Raw genomic sequence first — 16,015 nt, 5'->3', positions numbered from 1 at the left:
TCGAAAAAGAGACATGCTGAGTTTGACTGGTTCCTTTTTAGATGATTACTAAAAGGAGTTAATATTTCATCTTATTTACGATGTTGTTGTACGTAGATACGGTTAAGAAATAATAGCTGATAAAAATCACAACAAACGCAACCATTGCGGTGATGATTGGTACTATGAGACTAGCTCCAATCAGATTGGATAAGAAATTGCTGATGAATTTCATGATGACACTGCTATGGATGATGCCGATTGTAAGCGGCAGTCCAAAAACAAATAACATCTGCTTTCGAATCGTTTTCAGAATGTCCTTTTGGCTCACCCCGATCTTCCTTAAGATTTCGTAGTTGCCTTTGGTTTCATTCGCATCCGTCAGCTGTCTGAAGTAAATGGTGCTCCCCGTCGCTGCCAAAAAGACAAGGCCCAGGAATCCAAAGATGAATAAGTTCAGTGCATTCCCTTCCTTCCCTTCTTTATACTCGGTATAGAAAGAAGCATTAACTTGAAAATCATCCTTAATCATCGCATTCAGTTTATTGGACGTTGCTCTTGCAGTGATTTCATCTTCCACCTCATAAGCTTTATAAAACGTCGGTGATTTCTTTTCAGCGATCCCATTGAATAATTCATCACTGATGATCACAAAGAAATCCGGATAATCAAATGGCAGAATACTCCCTTCTACCATACTGACCAGTTCCAGGTTATTTATATCGTGGAGCTGCAAGGATATGTTTTTTCCTTTAAAGTCGGAAGAAGTATACTTGGTCAGCCTCGGCTTAATGACCACTGCTTCATTCTTTGTCACTTGTATGTTTTCATCGCGACCCAATGCTTGTGCCGCTGTATTGAATGTCGTTTCAGAAATCAGTTTGATCGGATTCAATTCATAATCCATCGAAAACGACGGCTCTCCAGTTGCTTGTAACACCGGTATGTCGATTTGTGCTTGGATCGGGTGCTCTTGATCTGAAGCGATGATCTCCTTGATCTCAGCATCCACTTTCTCCCCTTTTGACTCGTGGGTGAAGCTGAATGGGACATCCTCCCTCGAACTTTTTTCATTCCCATAATACCCGCTGTATGTTGCAGCAAAGAAACTGATGGTCGCAGCACTCAACAGAGCAATGGTCGTAAATGTACGTGCATTCCCTTTGATCCGGAACAATAGTTGGGAAACTTGAATCAGATTCGTCCCTCTGTAATATCTTCCCCGATTTTTTTGAGCGAGCTTCAATAAGTAGATGGTGACCGAACGGAAAAACAGATGCGTGCCGATCACCAGTGCAATGAAAGCAACACCGTAATTTTTCAACAGATACCCGCCTGTCAATTCAGAAGGAAATTCCCTCAGGATCAGCCCATAACTTAGTGCAAGCAGGATCACCCCGATGATGGCCGATACAAAGGAACTTTCCGGCGCCTTCTCCCCTTTTTTCTCAGCATGGAACAATTCAATCAGTTTGAAGCGATAGATGAGGCGATATCCCTGGATGGACGTAAATAAGATGATGATCATAAACACCATACACGTTTGCAGAATCGCTGGAAGTGAGATGCTGAAGTCGATCTCCACGGTTGATCCCATGAGCTTGATCAAAATCATCGAAAACAACTTGGAAAGAAAGGTGCCGAGTATTATTCCAATGACGAGCGCAAACAGACCCATCAGAAGATTCTCGTAAAATAACATTCTCCCAATCGTTTGCTTTCTCAATCCGAGCATCGAGTAGAGCCCGACTTCCCGTTTCCTTCTTCTCATAAAGAACGCATTTGAATATAAAACAAAAATAGCAATAAACAAAATCAGGATTGCAGAGGAAACCATGAACATAAAATCCATTGCTTCCGACAGTTCTATACTGTCCTGGATCTTCTCACTGAACTGCAAGGATACGAACGTATAATAGATGATGATGCTGAAGATCAAAGAAACGAAGTAAATCACGTAATTGTTCAAATTTCCTTTAATATTTTTCTTAGCGAGACTAACTAATGTCATGCGACCCACCTCCGAGTGCGGATAAGACATCCAGCACTTTGTCAAAGAATTCTTTGCGGGTCGATTGTCCTTTAACAAGCTCTGTAAACAGTTTACCATCCTGGATGAAGAGAACGCGCTGGCTGTAGCTAGCGGCATATGCATCATGCGTAACCATCAGAATTGTCGCTTGATCTTGCTCACTTAACGATTTCAGGCTTTCCAGCAAATCGGTCGCTGATTTCGAATCGAGCGCCCCTGTTGGTTCATCGGCAAGAATCAAACTTGGCTTTGTCACGATTGCCCGTGAGGCTGCTGTACGCTGCTTCTGTCCTCCGGAGATTTGGTACGGATATTTCTCTAGAATCGGACGAATCCCAAATGTATCCGCAACCTTTTCAACCCTGCTTTCAAGCTCTTTTACATTCATTTTCGCCAGCGCTAACGGAAGAATGATGTTTTCTTTTATCGTCAAGGTATCCAGCAAGTTGTAATCTTGAAAAATAAACCCTAGTTTATCCCTTCTAAAAGCGGACAGCTGCTTCTCTCCCAAATTCGTGATTTTCTCTCCATCTATGGTGATCTCTCCAGATGTGGGTTGATCGATGGTCGCAAGAACATTCAGTAAAGTAGATTTCCCCGCACCAGACGGTCCCATAATACTGACAAATTCCCCTTGACGGACCTTTAGATCGATATTGTCCAGTGCAGTGAAGACATTGCCTTTCCCACCATATATTTTTTTGATGTGTGTGGCCTCTATAATCGTTTTCATTTCATTCTCCTCCATTACAGTTGAGCATTCGCTGTTATGATTACATTGTATAGTAAGGTGTCATGATTCAAACTTACAGTAAAGACGGTAATCCTTACATTTTTGTCACCATGATGCAGCCCTTCGTATTTTCAGATAAGATATAACCAACAAGTCTCAGTTTTAGGCAGGTAGGAGGTACGAGATGAAAATCATGATTGTGGAAGATGAACCGACTGTGCGACGACTTTTATCCGAATCGATTCGAAAATGGAACTTTGAAGTTGTGATGCTGGATAAATTCAATCATGTATTGGACGATTATCTTAATGAGCAACCCCATATCATCCTGTTGGATATTAATCTACCAACCTATGATGGTTTTTATTGGTGCAATAGAATCAGAGAAGTATCCAAGGTGCCGATCATCTTCATTTCATCGAGACATACACCGATGGATATGGTGATGGCCATGAATATGGGTGGAGATGATTTCATCCAGAAGCCATTTGATTTCGATGTCCTGATGGCGAAGATCAATGCCCTTCTACGCCGTTCCTACTCCTACCTTGAAACAGAACCGAATGTGATTGAACATGATGGGGTCGTTTTGAATCTGAACGATTGGGATGTCCATTATGCTGAACGAACAGCAGAATTGACCAAGACAGAATTTACAATCCTGAAGCAATTAATGCAGCATAAAGGGACGGTCGTCACCAGAACGAAGATCATGCGCAATTTATGGAAAGACGAAAGTTTCGTCGACAACAATACGCTGACGGTGAACATCACTCGTTTACGGAAGAAGCTCGCGGACCTCGGGAAGGATGATTTTATTATGACAAAAAAGGGAGAAGGTTACATCATCTAATGAGCTTCCTCGACTATTTGAAAGACAAACGCTACTTCTTTTGCTTTTATTTTCTCATCATAGCCTTTGTTACGTTGATGATGTTTCTAAGCCAAGAAAAAGGCGAATGGACGAACATCATCTATACAAACGTCAGCTGCCTTCTATTTCTAGTGCTCTATATTGTGATCGGTTATCTTTACCGGAGGAAATTTTACAATGCTCTGAAGCAGAACTGTGAAACTGATCAAATGGAACTGTTAGTGATGCCGGATCCCCAGAATAACGCACAGAAGATTTCCCTTGAGCTTTTGGACCAGTTGCATAAAGATTACAATCGACAGCTTCAAAGATTATATGACGAAAAGCGGGACCAGCAGGAATTCATCCTTTCCTGGATACATGAAATTAAACTCCCGATCGCCGCTTCCCGTCTTCTCATTGAAAACAGTGATGATCTGGCGAAGGATGTCCTTGTGGATTGGTTTGAGGACGAACTTGACAAGATCGATGATGATGTAGAACAAGCGCTTTACTATTCAAGGATCGATTCGTTCTCCAAAGACTACTTCATTACCGAAATCGAAGTGAATAGTGTCGTGAAAAAGAGCATTAAAAAATATGCGAAACCATTCATCAATAAACATATCGAATTTCAAATGGATGAACAAATATTGAGCGTACATAGCGATAGCAAATGGCTGGGATTCGTCATTGACCAAATCATTGTAAATGCACTGAAATACACAAACGAAGGCGGGATGATCGCCGTTTCCTTTGAAGAAGACCAACAGGAAAGAAGACTTTTGATTGAAGATGATGGGATGGGGATCAAGCCGGAGGACCTCCAACGGGTCTTTGAAAAGGGATTTACCGGATCAATTGGAAGAAACCATACGAAATCGACGGGAATGGGATTATATCTTGCAGAACAGCTTGCAAACAAACTTGGCCATTCCTTGTCGATTGACTCGGTAGAAGGACAATACACCAAGTTGATCATCCATTTCCCTAAAATTCGAAACTACTATCATTTTCCGTGAATAAGTCATTTTAAAAAAGACAACTTTCGATATTGTTACCTAAATTCCTATGTATTGTGATGTGAATTCGGGTCCGTTTGCAATCAAAATCCTCAAAGGAATTCAGTAGGAGGGGGTGACTAACCCCCGACCTCTACAGCAGATAGTGCTCTTTCGCAGGCGGAGAAATTAAAAAGAATAGTTCAATGTCATTAACTTAAGGAACGATAACCGATAATGGCGTACTTACTTTACCTGGCGTTTAAATTCATTACTGGCGAAGAAGTAAGCGATGGCCATGATGCCGACGCACCAGGCAAGCGCGGTCCAGATATCGTTGCCAACAGTTCCTTCATACAAAAGGGCACGAATCGCATTCACGATTGAAGTCACAGGCTGATTCTCGGCGAAGGCACGGACAATTTTAGGCATGGTTTCGGTGGGGACAAAAGCCGAACTGATAAACGGCAGGAAAATCAGCGGGTACGAGTAGGCAGTTGCCCCTTCCATAGACCCCGCTGTCAATCCGGGAATGACCGCCAGCCATGTCAATGCTAGCGTAAACAACCCGAGGATCCCAGCAACTACGATCCAATCCAGAATATCAGCGCTGGAACGGAAACCTATCAAGAACGCGACTAGGATAACCACCACGACAGTAAGCGTATTGGAAAAAAGTGAAGTCAATACGTGAGCCCACAATACCGACGAGCGCTTGATGGGCATCGTAACGAAACGCGCCATCAACCCGCTCTTTACATCCGTAAACAGCCGCAAGGAAGTGTAAGCGACGCCGGATGCGATAGTTATCAGCAAGATTCCCGGCAATAAATAATTGACATAGTTGTCCGTTCCTGTCTCTATGGCACCGCCAAATACGTAGACAAACAGCAGAAGCAGCATAATCGGCGTAATCGCCACCGTGATAATCGTATCCGGACTCCGAATGATGTTGCGCATTAAACGCCCAAGTAATACCACTGTTTTACTTTTCATTTCATCTCCTCCTTTTTGCCGATGATTGCGAGGAAAATTTCCTCCAATGTCGGCTGCTTCTCGATGTACTCCATTTTTGCTGGCGGGAACATCTCCTTAAGTTCGGTAAGGGTACCGGTTGTGATGATTTTTCCCCCATGCAGGATGGCGATACGGTCGGCAAGTTGTTCGGCTTCCTCCAAGTGCTGGGTTGTCAGCAAGATGGTCGTTCCGCCGCCGGCAAGCTCCTTGATAGTATGCCAAACTTCAATCCTCGCTTCGGGGTCAAGTCCTGTCGTCGGTTCATCGAGAAAAATGACTGCTGGCGTCCCGATTAGACTCATGGCGATGTCAAGCCGGCGCTTCATCCCGCCAGAATACATGTCGGCACGGCGGTTGGCAGCATCGTTCAAGCTGAATCTTGCTAGCAGATTGTCAGCCACTTGAGCGGGATTCGAAACTCCCCGTAACCTGGCGATCATCATCAGGTTTTCCCGTCCGGTGAGCATACCGTCTAAAGCAGCGAACTGCCCTGTAAGGCTGATGCTCTGGCGGACATGATCCGGTTGACGTTGGACGTTAAAACCGCAAATACCTGCTTCGCCGCCATCGGGCTTCATCAGCGTCGAGAGGATGTTGACCGTCGTAGTCTTACCTGCACCATTTGAGCCCAGCAGTGCGAAAATTTCGCCACGCTTCACCTCAAAATCCACCCCCTTTAAAACTTCCTGGTTTTTAAAAGATTTCTTTAACCCCTTTACAGAAATCACAGCATTGCTCATCCTTTTTTCCTCCTTATAGTAAATAAAGCTACATTACCTATATCCTTCTACTTAGTATTACTTATAATCTGTATTACTTAGTACCGAGCGAAAAATAGAACTGAATAGTGATGGTGGCAATTCACATTTGTAACCAGCTATTCAGACGGTATGATCTATTGATTTTGTTTTTCCCTGATCGCGTCATGATACTATGATGCAATCTGAACAAAATTTTCGGGTTTGCGCCGTTAGTGTCGGTGCTATACGAAAATACACTAGAATTTCGTCGTTAACCACGACCAATCCTATCGTTCAACTTCGTGCGATATTTGTCTTTCCAAGATTTTTCGTCCTTCACTAGTTCGTCACAGAAATCGGCCACGTCCTCACCCGTGAGGTCAGTGACTTTCTTGCCTTCCGCTGCACCTTGCTCGAAGAGGTCGAGAATACCGTTAAAGATACGGCTCACATCCCTCCAGTCAGAGGGGCCACCGGTGGTCCACATATACTTTTGGATTGCTTTGTAAGCATTGTAGTACTCACTTGGAAGTGCCTTCGCACGCGCCTCCATCGCTCGCCATTCCCGCTTGTCATCCAGACTTCCGATAATTTTTTCAAAAATACTCATTTTACCTCTCCCCTTTTGATATTTTTAGATTTGAGTTCGTTAACTTTGCTTGAGACGAATTCCCATTTTCTCCAAAACGTTTCTAGATGCTCTTGACCTGCTGCGTTGAGTGTGTAAAATTTTCTCGGCGGTCCCATCGTGGATGGCTTTTTCTCGATGTCCACCAGATTGTTTTTCTCAAGCCGCATGGTAATCGTGTAAACAGTGCCTTCAACCACCTCAGTGAAACCAAGTTCTCGTAGCTGTTGCGTGATTTCATAGCCGTAAGTTTCGCCACGGCTGATGATCTCAAGTACACAACCCTCAAGCACCCCTTTCATCATTTCTCTGAAATTATCCATATTTTCCTCCATTAGTAATTCGGCTATATTTTTCAGTACTCTGTATTACAGGAATTTTGTTTACTGGTATTTAGTATTACTCACTACCAGTATATAGTATTACATATTAGTGTCGTTTGTCAATAATTTTTCGTCAATAAAAAAACATGTGGTTTCGTTCCACATGCTTTTTCATGTTTTTTTAATTTTTTGGCTATGTATATAATATTGTTGATTTTTAACCAAAATTAAGGGAACTTCCATTTTTAGAAGTTCCCTTGTGTTTATTTCATTTAAGCACCCGATTGTAGGATAACTTATTATAGGAAAGCAGCCCTTAATCTTTAACTCTTTCCTATTCTTTATTCCTCTAACTTGTACCAAACCTTTTAGCTGTTCTGACACGAGCACGCTCAGCTTCAACCTCACGATTGCGAGGTTCTGCACTGGTTTGTAGAGTGTCTAATAAATTCTTAGTAATCCTTGCTACTTCATTGACTGCGTTATTAAACGTATCCTCGTTCGCTTTTGATGGCTTGTTATAGCCCGATATCTTTCTTACGTACTGAATAGCTGCTGCATGAATCTCTTCATCGGTTGCTGGTGGGTCGAAATTAAATAGTGTTCTAATGTTTCGGCACATAAAATTCTCCTTTATGTTTTCTTTTCCTACATTCCATTCCACAAGGGATCCTCACTGTCCTTTTCTTATTTAAAAAGGAACTCTATTTTTTACTTTAACATATTTTTCTAATTTCCTTTGTTATTCTCATACAAAAAACGCAAACCAGCAAGAAACATTAGTTTGAACGACCCTCAATATTGCGGATACTGCCGGTACTGCTGACCATAACCGGGATGACTCTGCTGCGGCCGATTGCAATCCTTGTACGGACCGATATAGGTCGATGGCTTGACTGGATGGGTAACCTGCTTCCATTGGTTTTCATCCATACAATACGTATGCGCCATGATGTTCGCTGGCGTGAAGTGTAAGATATCCGAGCCTAGAATGACCTCTGGAGTCGGTGCATTGAATATCGCTAAAAGATGCGTGTCATCCACCAGGGCAACTTCATAATGCCACCAGCCATGGGGAACATTCGCCACTTGACCCGGTCTAATCCGATAATTTTGGATTCGTTTCGTATATGGATTGAGCATCGATACAGCAGCAGCTCCCGAAATACAATAGACGAGCTCTGCGGCGTTTTGATGATAATGTGGTTCGACGACATTGTTTGTACTCATGAAAATGTCCAGCAACGACACGTTTTCCAATGTATTCAGCTGCTTGATCCCCAAGATGTTAATGAAGTTCCGGTTATCTTTCTTGAACAAAGGACTGGTATTCACATCAAAAGCATACTGAGCCCTAGGAGACGTGTAATCAAGATAAGCCATAGATTTTTCTTCCCCTCAATTTACTCGAAAAACTCTATAGGCATGGTATTCACCCAGTGGTCAACTCGTGTATGTAAAAAGACCGCATATGATAGTGAAATCACTTGCGGTCTTGGAGTTATTTGATTTTGATAGATTGTACCTGATTGGGTTTAAGTTCTACTGTTATTGCATTATCATTCAGCCTAAGTTCTTGTATCAGTTCTTCATTCAGATTGACGAGTGCCGCTTCTTCGACCCCATCAATCTGGTAATCTGTTTCGATTTCTCCCTCTGTTGCATTGAACATCCGCATCACCAGCGAATCTTCGTCCTCTGCTTTTTTCAACGTGCTGAGTACAGCTTTCGGCTCTTCTTCCTGAAGCAATGTATAACTCAACGGTGTCCGATTTTCCGAGGCATTCAGCTTCATCGCGTTATAAGGGATCTTGTTATATGCTACAAGCGGTGTCAGATATTCTTTCGCTGCTCTTCCTACATTCGCTTCAAGCGTCGTCCCTTCATGCGAGAAGATCGCAAACTCGAGTTTCAATTTCCCTAGCATTTGCGAGTCAGGCGTCGGCATTTTGATCCCTGATGGTCGGCCTGGTCGTCGGATCATTTCTGCTTTTCCAATATATCCGATACTTCGGAACAGCGTGATCGCGATCGTACCATAGTCTTCCCCGACAATTTCGTATTCTCGGATACTATTCGTCAACACGCTTACCCCGTAGTCGTTGTTCGAGAGCCCGACATAACTCAACATCGGATAGATCGGGTCCGGACGTTCACTCCAGTTCTCCTCTTCCCAAACATCCATCGCCTCATCATACACCGGTCGTTTGATAGACCCGAACTGATTGTCTGATACTGAAAAAGAAGATTGCAAGCCTGTTGGAACATACGCGCGCAGCCGGTGATCCTTCGCCTGGTTGTCCAGCTCACAGGAAATCTCGATTCGTGGCTTGTCATTCGGCACTGTTATGCGGAACGATACATCCACCTTACTATCGAGCGCTCCACGTTTTCTGCTTTCCAGATCTTCTGGAACGTCGAAGGAATAGTCGATTGCAATCGTTCCCTCATACGCATTTTTCGCGATTTCCACCCTCGCATCTACAGAATCAGAATAGATAAGCTCTTCATCCGGCAGTGGTGAATAATCATACTCGTCCCCGTCGTCTCCTCCATTTTCAAGAAGAAGCACTTGATCGAAATGCTGCTCCGTCCGTTTATCCAGCACTTTCAACGTGCCATTTGGATTGACGGAAATCGTGAAGTAATCAGTATCGACAACATCTTTCTGTTCAATCGTGTTTGTCATCTCACGCTCTTCGTTTATGACAAACAGGGTGCGGTAGCCCATCGCCGGAACATTGCCCTTCCACTGGATCGTATACTTCATGAATGTTTCATAGTTTCCGTAGTGGACGATCTGACGGTCTATGAGCCCTGGATCGATTTCTTCCGAATGGACCACTTCAAATTCTTGCTCTTCGCCATGTTCATCGACTAATCGGAAAGCGCCGTTCTTCGTGATCACGTCTGTCGTCATCACTTCTTCCCGTTCATATGGAAGTAGATTGAATACCGTCAATCGGTCGTCTTCCTGGTCTGTTTCCATCGCATCAACGATCTTCCGCTTATAAAATTCAATCAACTGATCGGTCTTTTCTTCCGCCAGGAACAACCGGTTCGCGATTTCCTGATGGACTTTATCCGAGCAACAGCAGCCGATGCTGTCATGCGCATGGTTCTTCATGATCTCTTTCCAGATCAGCTCGATCAAACCATGGTGGTACTCAAACCCGAGCTTATAAGCGATGGCCGCTAGCGGCTCTAAGATATTCGTAATTTTATTCTCAACCCGAGTGTTGGCCGCTTTAATGTCCGCCCGTGTTGAAAAGATGCTCCGATGGACACGCATGTATTTGCCATCGAGGAATTCCCCTTCGATTTCAGGCAGATCCTCAGCCTCGATCGCGTCGAACACATTTTCAAATTTGCTTAAAAAGAAGTCACGGTCCGGGTAGAGCTTTTTCAATTTTTCCATGACCGGATAGATGTTCTGCTGGATCGGCATCTGATCATGCCCATTCGGGACAAGCAGATGGTCGGAAGTCGCGCCTTTATCAAGGACACCAAAATACTTGTCCATCCGCTCTTTCAACGCTTCCTCCTCTTCAGGCAGATACTTCCCGATCGCATACCCGAGCGGTAAGAGCTGAACGAGGACTTTCGATCCGTCATCCGATTTCCAGTAAAATTCAGTCCGATCGGTTCCGTGACGTTCAGACGTCCCGCGCCAGAACATGCTGCGTTCAATACCAAAACCATTCAGGATCTGGGGCATCTGAGCCGACTGTCCGAACGAATCGGGAAGATAGCCGATCATCATCGGATCCCCGAATTCCTTGCTGTCTTTGAGCCCATACAACAGATTACGGACGATCGATTCGCCGCCGACCACCATTTCATCCGTCTGGGTATACCATGGACCGACAATCAGCTTCCCTTCCTGGACGAGCTTTTTCACCCGCTCTTTATTTTCAGGTTTTACGGCAAAATAATCTTCTAAAATGGACGTCTGGCCATCTAACACATAGTACGGATAATCCGGGTCATTCTCCAGACGTTCCATGATTTCTTCCATATTGTTCACGAGCAGGATCCGTGATTCTTCGGTTGAAAAATACCATTCACGATCCCAGTGCATATGAGGCACGATGTGGACTTGTTTCAATGTGAAAACCTACCTCTGTTTATGAATTTGCGATTGCTTGCATTTGTGCTTCTTCACGTTCTTCTTTCGTATCTGGCTGTTTCTTCAATTTATTTTTCCGTGTGATGATCAATAGCACCATCGAGATGAAGGCACCGAGCAATGCTGCACCTAACCAGATACCAGCGGCTACAACCAGGGCTGGACCTTCTAGGAGTGCGAGCGAGAAGATGCCTGCTCCAGGTACGTTCAAACCAATATCGAAGAAAGCGACAATCCCACCTGTCACAGCGGAACCTGCGATCAGGGATGGTATGACACGGAGCGGATCATTGATCATGAACGGAATCGCACCTTCTGTGATTCCTGCTAGACCTAGGAGCCATGTTTGCTTCCCGACCTGCTGCTCCGGTTCTGTGAAATATTTCTTTCCAAAGATTGTCGCTCCTGTAACACCAAATGCAGAAACCATTTTGACCGATGCAAACGCGGCATATGGCATGATGTTTCCGCTCGCCATCGCACCGATACAGAACGTGTAAGCGGCTTTGTTCACCGGTCCGCCGAGGTCGAAGGACACCATCGCTCCGATGATTGCGCCGAGCAGGATCGCATTCGCGCCAGACATGCCTTCAAGCCAGTTGATCAAACCACTGTTCAGTGCTGCGAGCGGTTCGCCGACGACAAACAGCATGATGGCACCGACGGACAATGTTCCTAACACCGGATAAAGCCAAAAGCTGACAAAGCCAGAGAACGTTCCGGACGTCTGGACGTTCTTTTTCAAAAACTTGATGATATAACCAGCAAGGAACCCACCGAGCATACCGCCGAGGAATCCGCTTCCGATCAAGTTCGCACAAACCCCGGCTGCAAAACCAGGTCCGAGCGCCGGTTTATCACCGATCGAATACGCCATGTAAGCGGACAGAATCGGCACCATCAACGTTCCGAGCAACGTTCCGCCTAACTCTCTGAACAACCAGAGCCATGAGCCTTCTGTTTCATAGAGTTCCTGCAGACCGAATGCCTGCGAAATGAGGACCGCAAAAGCCAGCGTCATCCCACCGGCGACGATGACCGGGATGATGTAGGAAATACCCGTCAAGATCGAATCTTTGATTTCAACTTTGAACGGTTTGTTTTCAGGTTCTTCTTCATAAGAGTCATCGATTTCTTCTTGTCGGGCGTTATTGACGCCTGCATTTTCCGCTTTTTCAATCGCTTGCTTCAAAATGCCCTCTGCATTTTTAAGAGGAGCCGCAACAGACGTTGTAACCCGCGGCAAGCCAGCAAAACGCTCCTGGTTTTTCACCGCAACATCCGCTGCAAAAATGACTGCATCCGCTTTACGGATCTGCGCTTTCGAGTGTGCGTCTTCAATGCCGTTCGCGCCTTGTTTTTCAACGACAACCTTCACACCCAGCTCGTTCCCGACACGAATGAGCGATTCTGCCGCCATGTACGTATGGGCGATGCCTGCTGGACAAGCCGTTACCGCAAGGATCGTTCGTTCGAAGGAATCAGACGTCGCAGTCTTTTCCTCTTCCTTCTGATCCAACGCCTGATAAAGCTCTTCGCTCGTTGAGGCATTCAGCAAACCAGCCATATAAGACGGGTCTGCGAGTCTCGTTGTAAATTCGGATAGTAAGGACAGATGAGTTGAACCTGCTTCACGATCCGGTATCGCTAGTAAAATCACCAATTGGACTTTGTTGTTTTCATCAATGCTCTCCCAATCTTCCAATGGAGTCGGGAGTGTTGCTACGGCAAAAGCCGCTTCTTTTACAGCATCAGACTTTCCATGCGGAATCGCGAGCCCGCCTTCAAAACCTGTCGGGGATTGCGTTTCACGTTCCATCACAGCCTGGTAGAATGCTTCTTCTGAGTTCAGTTTTCCGGCTTCACCCAACTGTCGGACCAAGTACCGGATCACTTCATCTTTCGTGTTGAAAGATTGACCTGTACTGATCAACTCGGGTGACGTCAATGTTTGTAATCGCACTGTGTTGCTCTCCCTTCTTCGATAAGGTCAGTAAATTGAGTTCATGGTAGCACATAGAAAGGAAGCGCTTTAATTTCTTCATATTATTACACAAACAAACAAAAAGAAAACGGTTACATGTGTATTTATACACACATTACACGTTTTCCCATAACTCGTTCGATAACAGTTGCAACACCATCATCACCGGTGTTTTATCAGATATGTTGTAGTTTTCGAGCATCTTTTTTGGAGAATAGAAAAATAATTTGTAGTCAGCTTTCTCTTGGAGCGGGTTTCGGGTAAAGTGGGTCAAAGATATGACAGTTACCCCTTTTTCCCTTGCGAGCTCTGCCATTTCGATCATCTGATCTGTCTCACCGGAAATGCTGATCAAGAACAGCACGTCCTGTTTACCTGCATGGTTGATCGCATAAACCGCATCATGACGGTGTAAAAAATAATCCGCCGTCTGCCCGCCGATTTTCAGATGGGTGGTGAGCACTTCACAGAATGGCAGGTTGTCCCCTACCCCGAAAATGTAGATGTTTCGGGATTGGAGGATCTGTTTCGTCACCTGACGGATCAACTCATGATCGATAAGCTCCAGCGTCCGGTTCATGTTGTATTGGATGGTCCCCTCTTCCGCTTCACTCATCAATCGCAATTCATCTTTCAGTTCATTCTTCAACTGAGAAAAACCATCATACCCAAGCTTCTTCGTTAACCGGGTGATCGTGTTCGGAACAGTGAACAACTCCTTCGCCAACGCCTGAATCGACATCTCAATCACCTGATCCCGATGATTCAACATAAACTCAATGATCTGATCATCCGTATCATTTAGTTTGTATTCATATTTGTGAGCTCGATCCTCTAAATTCACCTATACCCCACCACCTTCAAATGCACAGTAAATCTTAGTAAGTTTTATTTTAACATGAGAAATCTTCACTGATATGTCTTCTTATTATGGACAATAAACGATTTAATAAAAAAAGATGGATCAAAAAAACCTAATTAAAAAGCAGGTATTGGCCTGCTTTTTATAAAGAAAAAGATTTATCTATATTTACGATAAAATCACAACTAAAGGCATGTATATTATGCTATAATCCGATATCTTTTAAGTAAGCTTAGGACTTCGGGATAACATACTTCGATAATTTAATCCCTTTATTTACTTCTGTCATATATGATTGTTTCAGGCCTGAAGCATATATAATATCTCTAACACTATAATTATTCCTTAATATAATTTCACCATATTTAACTACAAAGAAATGAATATTTGCTACTTGATAACCAGTAGGTGTGTTATTATACATTGTCTTTAGAATTTTCCCTAAATCATTTACCGTCATCTTCTCACCCTTTTTAATTCATCTAATACTTGTAAGTATACAATATGTAATTTTTCTTGTTCTAAAGAAGTTAGTAAAGTACAATGAGCAATCTTATTTCTAATTAAATTAAGCTGTTTTAGTTCATGTATTAACTTTTCAGATAAATCAAAATATAAGTTATTAAAGAAACTTATAAAACTCAATAGTTCATGGAAATGTAATTTTATAAACTCTTTTTTTGTTATCGTTAATTTATATTTTTTTATTTTGTTTTCCCAGTTATGACCCAATCTTCTATTTAATTCTGTTACAACATATTTTCTTAATAAATTCTCAAGCATATAAAGTTCTTTATAGGCTATTTGCATTTGTGAAATATTTACTTTATTTAAACTCATTTTGTACCTACTTAAATCTTATTTGTAAATTTAAATCTATAAATACTTGTTTATGTTTTTTGTAAAGGTAACCATATTTATGTCTTGAACTGCTAGGAGATTCAAGTTTTGTGCTTTTTAGAAGATAATCTTGAAATTCATTTCTATTATAAATATGGTAACAAACAACTTCACCATCTTCTCTTACTACTATGTAACCTCCTGTTGCATCATACTTACCTGTCCAAAAAGTTGAGGGAGTCATTCCTAAAGCTACATCAGTTAAAAAATTTTTAAATTTATATTCATAAAAAACATGATTATATTTATTATTATATTGTAAAGGGTTATTTGTTTTTACTATTTCTAGCAGTTCTTCTAACTTACTACTTTCACCATTAAAGTAGTTTAATAGTACAAAAGATAAAATTTCAGGTAACTTTGAATCTATTAATTGCAAATTAAGTTTAAACATTTCCCCTTTCATATCAACATATTGAAGATCACAGCCAATTTCCTTTAACTTTGATAATCTATCTTTAATTTTAGATCTGCTACTAATATTATTTATGTCTTCTATTTTTTCATCATCTAAGTTTCCAATAACTTTATAAGTAATATTTGTGCTATCCTTATTTGCATTTAATAAAGTTGACGCACTGCCAAGTTTTGATTTAACACTAAAACCTAAAACTGGTTGTAACCCAGTCTGCATATCATGTACTTTTATCTTTATATCACTCTTATCACTAGATTTAGCTTTTAATGTTTTACAATATATGTTATCCATAAATTGTTCTATTTCATGATTAGAAAACGAACCTCGACTAGTTTTTATAATAGATAGTAAATGCTCGGACATCTTTTTAAATTCAGATATCGAAACCTTAAAAACTTCTTTACATTCTTCAGCGT

15 protein-coding genes are annotated in these 16,015 nt (G+C 42.6%); 2 read left to right on the top strand and 13 right to left on the bottom strand.

Annotated features, from left to right (window positions below; all coding sequences use genetic code 11):
- Positions 1 to 58 precede the first annotated feature (58 nt).
- Together N8M93_RS15545 and N8M93_RS15540 are read right to left on the bottom strand one after the other, a co-directional pair.
- Positions 59 to 1,990: an ABC transporter permease gene (locus N8M93_RS15545; protein ID WP_261133356.1), complete on the bottom strand. Its 1,932-nt coding sequence runs from the start codon at positions 1,988 to 1,990 to the stop codon at positions 59 to 61.
- Positions 1,977 to 2,744 carry an ABC transporter ATP-binding protein gene (locus tag N8M93_RS15540; protein ID WP_261133354.1) on the bottom strand — a complete coding sequence of 256 codons (768 nt, stop codon included), beginning with the start codon at positions 2,742 to 2,744 and terminating at the stop codon, positions 1,977 to 1,979. The genes N8M93_RS15545 and N8M93_RS15540 overlap by 14 nt, the downstream gene beginning before the upstream one ends.
- Positions 2,745 to 2,928: 184 nt before the next feature.
- On the opposite strand from N8M93_RS15540, the gene N8M93_RS15535 reads away from it, so the two are divergent.
- Together N8M93_RS15535 and N8M93_RS15530 are read left to right on the top strand one after the other, a co-directional pair.
- Positions 2,929 to 3,597, top strand: coding sequence for a response regulator transcription factor (locus N8M93_RS15535; RefSeq protein ID WP_261133352.1), 669 nt, complete (start codon positions 2,929 to 2,931; stop codon positions 3,595 to 3,597).
- Positions 3,597 to 4,619, top strand: coding sequence for a sensor histidine kinase (locus N8M93_RS15530; protein WP_261133350.1), 1,023 nt, complete (start codon positions 3,597 to 3,599; stop codon positions 4,617 to 4,619). Before N8M93_RS15535 ends, N8M93_RS15530 begins: the two co-directional genes overlap by 1 nt.
- A 225-nt stretch (positions 4,620 to 4,844) precedes the next feature.
- On the opposite strand, the gene N8M93_RS15525 is transcribed toward N8M93_RS15530, so the two are convergent.
- The 11 genes from N8M93_RS15525 to N8M93_RS15475 all read right to left on the bottom strand — a co-directional run.
- The gene (locus N8M93_RS15525) at positions 4,845 to 5,594 is read right to left on the bottom strand and encodes an ABC transporter permease (protein ID WP_261133348.1); all 750 of its coding nucleotides are present in this window, start codon (positions 5,592 to 5,594) and stop codon (positions 4,845 to 4,847) included.
- The gene (locus N8M93_RS15520) at positions 5,591 to 6,355 is read right to left on the bottom strand and encodes an ABC transporter ATP-binding protein (protein WP_261133346.1); all 765 of its coding nucleotides are present in this window, start codon (positions 6,353 to 6,355) and stop codon (positions 5,591 to 5,593) included. Before N8M93_RS15520 ends, N8M93_RS15525 begins: the two co-directional genes overlap by 4 nt.
- Positions 6,356 to 6,626: 271 nt before the next feature.
- A complete protein-coding gene (locus tag N8M93_RS15515; protein ID WP_261133344.1) occupies positions 6,627 to 6,965 on the bottom strand; it encodes a DUF1048 domain-containing protein in 339 nt (112 codons plus the stop codon).
- Positions 6,962 to 7,306, bottom strand: coding sequence for a PadR family transcriptional regulator (locus N8M93_RS15510; RefSeq protein ID WP_261133342.1), 345 nt, complete (start codon positions 7,304 to 7,306; stop codon positions 6,962 to 6,964). The genes N8M93_RS15515 and N8M93_RS15510 overlap by 4 nt, the downstream gene beginning before the upstream one ends.
- Positions 7,307 to 7,655: 349 nt before the next feature.
- A complete protein-coding gene (locus N8M93_RS15505) occupies positions 7,656 to 7,928 on the bottom strand; it encodes a DUF2277 domain-containing protein (protein ID WP_261133566.1) in 273 nt (90 codons plus the stop codon).
- Between the two features lie 173 nt (positions 7,929 to 8,101).
- Positions 8,102 to 8,689, bottom strand: coding sequence for a cupin domain-containing protein (locus N8M93_RS15500; protein WP_261133340.1), 588 nt, complete (start codon positions 8,687 to 8,689; stop codon positions 8,102 to 8,104).
- Between the two features lie 118 nt (positions 8,690 to 8,807).
- The gene (gene mngB / locus N8M93_RS15495) at positions 8,808 to 11,414 is read right to left on the bottom strand and encodes a mannosylglycerate hydrolase (RefSeq protein ID WP_261133338.1); all 2,607 of its coding nucleotides are present in this window, start codon (positions 11,412 to 11,414) and stop codon (positions 8,808 to 8,810) included.
- 19 nt (positions 11,415 to 11,433) lie between these two features.
- Complete coding sequence (gene mngA / locus N8M93_RS15490) at positions 11,434 to 13,398, bottom strand: PTS 2-O-a-mannosyl-D-glycerate transporter subunit IIABC (RefSeq protein ID WP_261133336.1); 1,965 nt, start codon at positions 13,396 to 13,398, stop codon at positions 11,434 to 11,436.
- Between the two features lie 136 nt (positions 13,399 to 13,534).
- Positions 13,535 to 14,263 (bottom strand): MurR/RpiR family transcriptional regulator, encoded by a 729-nt coding sequence (locus N8M93_RS15485; RefSeq protein ID WP_261133334.1) that lies wholly within the window; start codon positions 14,261 to 14,263, stop codon positions 13,535 to 13,537.
- 474 nt (positions 14,264 to 14,737) lie between these two features.
- Positions 14,738 to 15,121, bottom strand: coding sequence for a Swt1 family HEPN domain-containing protein (locus tag N8M93_RS15480; protein WP_261133332.1), 384 nt, complete (start codon positions 15,119 to 15,121; stop codon positions 14,738 to 14,740).
- Positions 15,122 to 15,128: 7 nt separating this feature from the next.
- Positions 15,129 to 16,015 (bottom strand): HpaII family restriction endonuclease (locus N8M93_RS15475; protein WP_261133330.1); only part of this gene is annotated, 887 nt, incomplete at its 5' end.

This window comes from Bacillus sp. Marseille-Q3570 (assembly GCF_946151055.1).
GTDB lineage: Bacteria > Bacillota > Bacilli > Bacillales > Fictibacillaceae > Pseudalkalibacillus.
Note: the sequence above shows the minus strand (reverse complement) of the source record. Positions and strands in the feature narration are given on the sequence as shown.

Bases quoted from the DNA above. Each gene is read 5' to 3' on its own strand.
- N8M93_RS15530 (WP_261133350.1), top strand. From the start codon at position 3,597: ATGAGCTTCCTCGACTATTTGAAAGACAAACGCTACTTCTTTTGCTTT.
- N8M93_RS15510 (WP_261133342.1), bottom strand. From the start codon at position 7,306: ATGGATAATTTCAGAGAAATGATGAAAGGGGTGCTTGAGGGTTGTGTA.
- N8M93_RS15525 (WP_261133348.1), bottom strand. From the start codon at position 5,594: ATGAAAAGTAAAACAGTGGTATTACTTGGGCGTTTAATGCGCAACATC.
- N8M93_RS15500 (WP_261133340.1), bottom strand. From the start codon at position 8,689: ATGGCTTATCTTGATTACACGTCTCCTAGGGCTCAGTATGCTTTTGAT.
- N8M93_RS15520 (WP_261133346.1), bottom strand. From the start codon at position 6,355: ATGAGCAATGCTGTGATTTCTGTAAAGGGGTTAAAGAAATCTTTTAAA.
- N8M93_RS15545 (WP_261133356.1), bottom strand. From the start codon at position 1,990: ATGACATTAGTTAGTCTCGCTAAGAAAAATATTAAAGGAAATTTGAAC.
- N8M93_RS15540 (WP_261133354.1), bottom strand. From the start codon at position 2,744: ATGAAAACGATTATAGAGGCCACACACATCAAAAAAATATATGGTGGG.
- N8M93_RS15505 (WP_261133566.1), bottom strand. From the start codon at position 7,928: ATGTGCCGAAACATTAGAACACTATTTAATTTCGACCCACCAGCAACC.
- N8M93_RS15535 (WP_261133352.1), top strand. From the start codon at position 2,929: ATGAAAATCATGATTGTGGAAGATGAACCGACTGTGCGACGACTTTTA.
- N8M93_RS15515 (WP_261133344.1), bottom strand. From the start codon at position 6,965: ATGAGTATTTTTGAAAAAATTATCGGAAGTCTGGATGACAAGCGGGAA.
- N8M93_RS15480 (WP_261133332.1), bottom strand. From the start codon at position 15,121: ATGAGTTTAAATAAAGTAAATATTTCACAAATGCAAATAGCCTATAAA.